General features: G+C 57.4%; 4 protein-coding genes and 1 pseudogene. 4 read left to right on the top strand and 1 reads right to left on the bottom strand.

All coding sequences use genetic code 11. The annotated features are described in order from the left end of the window. A pseudogene (gene istB / locus HMPREF2736_RS11385) lies at positions 1-503 on the top strand (IS21-like element helper ATPase IstB); the annotation flags it as partial. Positions 504-619: 116 nt separating this feature from the next. After that, positions 620-1,564 (top strand): FRG domain-containing protein, encoded by a 945-nt coding sequence (locus tag HMPREF2736_RS12910; RefSeq protein ID WP_070829877.1) that lies wholly within the window; start codon positions 620-622, stop codon positions 1,562-1,564. A 90-nt stretch (positions 1,565-1,654) separates the two neighbouring features. Here the strand turns inward: HMPREF2736_RS12910 and HMPREF2736_RS11395 are convergent, their stop codons facing one another. Continuing rightward, entirely contained in the window at positions 1,655-2,164 is a 510-nt protein-coding gene (locus HMPREF2736_RS11395; RefSeq protein ID WP_070829879.1) for a class C sortase, read from the bottom strand. A 78-nt stretch (positions 2,165-2,242) separates the two neighbouring features. Here HMPREF2736_RS11395 and HMPREF2736_RS12555 point away from each other — a divergent pair, with 78 nt between their 5' ends. Both HMPREF2736_RS12555 and HMPREF2736_RS12465 read left to right on the top strand, forming a co-directional pair. Next, positions 2,243-2,539, top strand: coding sequence for a hypothetical protein (locus HMPREF2736_RS12555; protein ID WP_070829881.1), 297 nt, complete (start codon positions 2,243-2,245; stop codon positions 2,537-2,539). A 439-nt stretch (positions 2,540-2,978) separates the two neighbouring features. Further along, a partial coding sequence (locus tag HMPREF2736_RS12465) for a hypothetical protein (RefSeq protein WP_168167643.1) occupies positions 2,979-3,231 on the top strand: 253 nt, incomplete at its 3' end.

A 3,231-nucleotide genomic window follows, 5' to 3' on the forward strand; every position in this document is an offset into this window, starting at 1 on the left:
CGGACTCGCGGTACCAACTACCCCGAATCGACACGCGCTGAAAACGTCGTCCTTCTCGGCCCGCCAGGCACCGGAAAAACACACCTCGCCACCGCCTTGGGTATCACCGCTGCTCAGCAAGGCTACCGAGTACTCTTCGACACCGCCGCAGGATGGATCAACACACTCACCGAGGCACACAACAGCGGACGACTCGAGGCCGTACTCAAACGCCTAAGCAGATACCACCTGCTGATCATCGACGAACTCGGCTACATCCCCGTTGAAGCAGACGCAGCAAACCTGTTCTTTCAACTCGTCTCACGACGATACGAACACGGATCCATCATCGTCACATCCAACCTGACTTTTCCCAATGGGCTCAATGCTTCGGAGACATCACCGTCGCAACTGCCATGGTCGATCGCATCGTCCACCACGCGAAAATCTTCCAACACCGAGGAGTAAGCCACCGCATCAAAGGCCGCGAACTTACAACACCACAAACAAATCAGGCACAATAACTACGACCACACTGGGCTACTTTTCAAAGAGCGCCAGTGGGCTACATTTCGAAGAGCACTCACACTAGATACACTGCTTCGTTTGCCCTATCCACAACTGTTACGAGGGACCCTAAGTGAACGATCGAACGTTAACGCACAATCAATTTAGTCCTGAAGATTTTTTCTCTCCATGGGAGGGCACAATCAAGGGGTGGGATTCCGCCCTAGACCTGATCAATAAATTGAATCAATTGGTTGGTAACGACAGAACCCTGGCATGGAGGGGACTGTCGAAGGCCGATTATTCCTTGCACAGTTCCCTTTACCGGGCTGTGAAACGACGAGGCAACGCGAACCCCTCGGAAGATGACTTGGTTAAGAACGAGCAGAGGATTTTGGATGCAGCGCGACGTCATTGGCGATTCGACCAAATGCCCGCACTCGAACTCCTGGCGCACCTGCAACACTACGGCGCCCCCACCCGCCTACTCGATGTTTCAATGAGCCCACTCGTGGCTCTCTGGTTCGCGGTAGAGCAAAAGCGCACTACGGACGGTACAATTAGGGCTGATCTGGATGGGCGCCTGTTTGCGTTCGATGTGACGGATAGTGAAATCAGACTGGAAGAGGCATGGGGTGGATACGACCTCCCTTGGTCTAAAGGGTCGCAGGTGGCGAATAAGGATTGGCAGAATGACCTCCCTCGCTTTTGGCGACCGCCAAGCTATCACGACAGAATCCCCGCCCAGAACTCTGCGTTTCTAATAAGTGGGGTTCCAGTAGTTAGTAACGGTGCGAATACTCGGCTTTATCGCAAGACTCCTGGCGATGGATCGGGCGCCGAATCCTGGATCGCCGAGGAGGTCCGGAAAGCCACGTCAATAAATTTGAAGTTAACGTCCACGACCCGAAAGCCTCAGCTATCAATCCCACCGTCTTTCACGATTCGCGTTAAAGCATCCGCCAAGGAAGAGATCCGTGACCGTCTCAAACGAATCGCTGGGTTGGATTCCGCAGCGGTCTACCCGGACATCTTCGGTCTAGCCAACTACGGGGCCCCTTGGGTCATAGTTCCCTAACCCACTTAAGCCCGAACTTTTGTCCTTCTAAAGAACTACCAGCGACTGGGTGTCTGCTTGCTGCTGCCTCCGATAATCTCACCACCGCTTCTAGAAAAACAATAGGATCGCGACCGCGATCATCCACCAGGACCACACGAAGGTTTTCACGGTTGACTCTGGTGTAACGAGGTCGAGCAGCGCGCGCTCGGCGTACACGAGAAGGCAGTCGGTGTTCAGTCTGTAGGGGGTGCACGTGATCAGGGTGATTTTGTCTCTGTTAGGTTCGTTGGTCGCAGCGTCGTAGGCGTCGGGTTTGACCACTTCGCGGGAGGTCATACGGTATCGCAGACGCTCGCCCATGTCGTCGATGAAGATGTCGTCGCCGGGCCTGCGCATGGGCTGCCTGTCGAGCACCGCCGCATCGACCATGCCAGTGTGAGCGGACATCACCGCGTTGGTGCCGCCGCCGTCGGGCAAGATGGAGCCATACATGTGGCCAGCGCCGTCGTAAAGCACGACCGCGAGCGTGGTGAGGAACACCGACAGGTCGATGTCGATCCGCGGGATGCGCGCACGCGCGATCATGCGGTAGCTCTCCGGGAGAAAGAACAGCGCCATGTAGTCGTCGGAGCCGGGGTCGCACTCCTCCGGCGGGCGGGCGTAGGGCCCTGCGGCAAGGAGTCGAATGTTGCATTCGTGGGCGAGGCGGAGCTGCTCGACTATGGTGTCGCCGCTAAGCGCCCGTACCGCGCCCGTGTACTCCCCATTCTGCCGAATCTGCTAGTACTGAGCGGGCAGCGTTGGTGCCATGGGGTACAGCAAAAACAGCGCGCCCAGGATCAGGATGCTCCTAGACACGGCATTGCTGCCGTGTCACCGTTGGTGGTCGGCAAGCCTGTGAAGTCCAGCCAGCAGATCTGGTTCGCCCAGTTTCCGCCACGCCGGTTCCAGTTTGAGAAGATCAGTTTCCAAAGTCGCCCCCGTCAGACGTGACGGTACCCGACTGCACCTGCGCGGCTGCAGACTGCGAGCCCGAATACTCCGCGGAGGCCACCGTCAGTAGCGCAGCCAGCGCGAGTGCAGCCTCACACCACCACCGCACGGCGTGGAAGGGTTGTGAATGTAGCGCGGGCGAAGCGGATCATGCGTCCTCTGATACGCAAAGGAAGGTGATATATCACATATCTTAATGTGTCGCCAGAATCTTACGTCGAATACCAACCCAATAAGGATTGGCTTATTTCGAAGCAAAACTTGGCCGCTCTTCCCCTACCTGCGCTTTTCACAGCCGTGGGCCGGGTAGCACCCTATCTGCTCGTCGACGATGTGAATAAAGACTGAGATTGCCTCGTAAAGCCGCTCACAGTATTGGGGAATTTTTCGTTACACGCGTGTCGGCTCCTTCACGTACCTGCTCGGCGGACTTACCTGGATGGGCGTCGGCGTGGTCGCGGTGGCCTCTGCCGTGGTGGCGAAGTGGGTCCTGGTGGGCAAACACCGCGCCAGCGAACACCCGCTGTACTCGTGGTTCGTGTGGTTTAACGAACTGCAAGACCAGTTCATCGAGGTCATCGCCGCACCCTGGTTTTTCAACTGGGCCACCGGCTCCGGCGAGATGAACCTCGCGCTGCGGGCACTGGGCGTTCGCATCGGGCCCGGCGCGTGGGTGGAGTCCTACTGGTTCC

The sequence above is a fragment of the Corynebacterium sp. HMSC036E10 genome (assembly GCF_001836265.1).
GTDB classification, from domain to species: Bacteria; Actinomycetota; Actinomycetes; order Mycobacteriales; family Mycobacteriaceae; genus Corynebacterium; species Corynebacterium coyleae.

What these genes read in the sequence shown, in the direction of transcription:
- HMPREF2736_RS11395 (WP_070829879.1), bottom strand. Translation starts at nt 2,164, where the DNA reads ATGGCGCTGTTCTTTCTCCCGGAGAGCTACCGCATGATCGCGCGTGCG.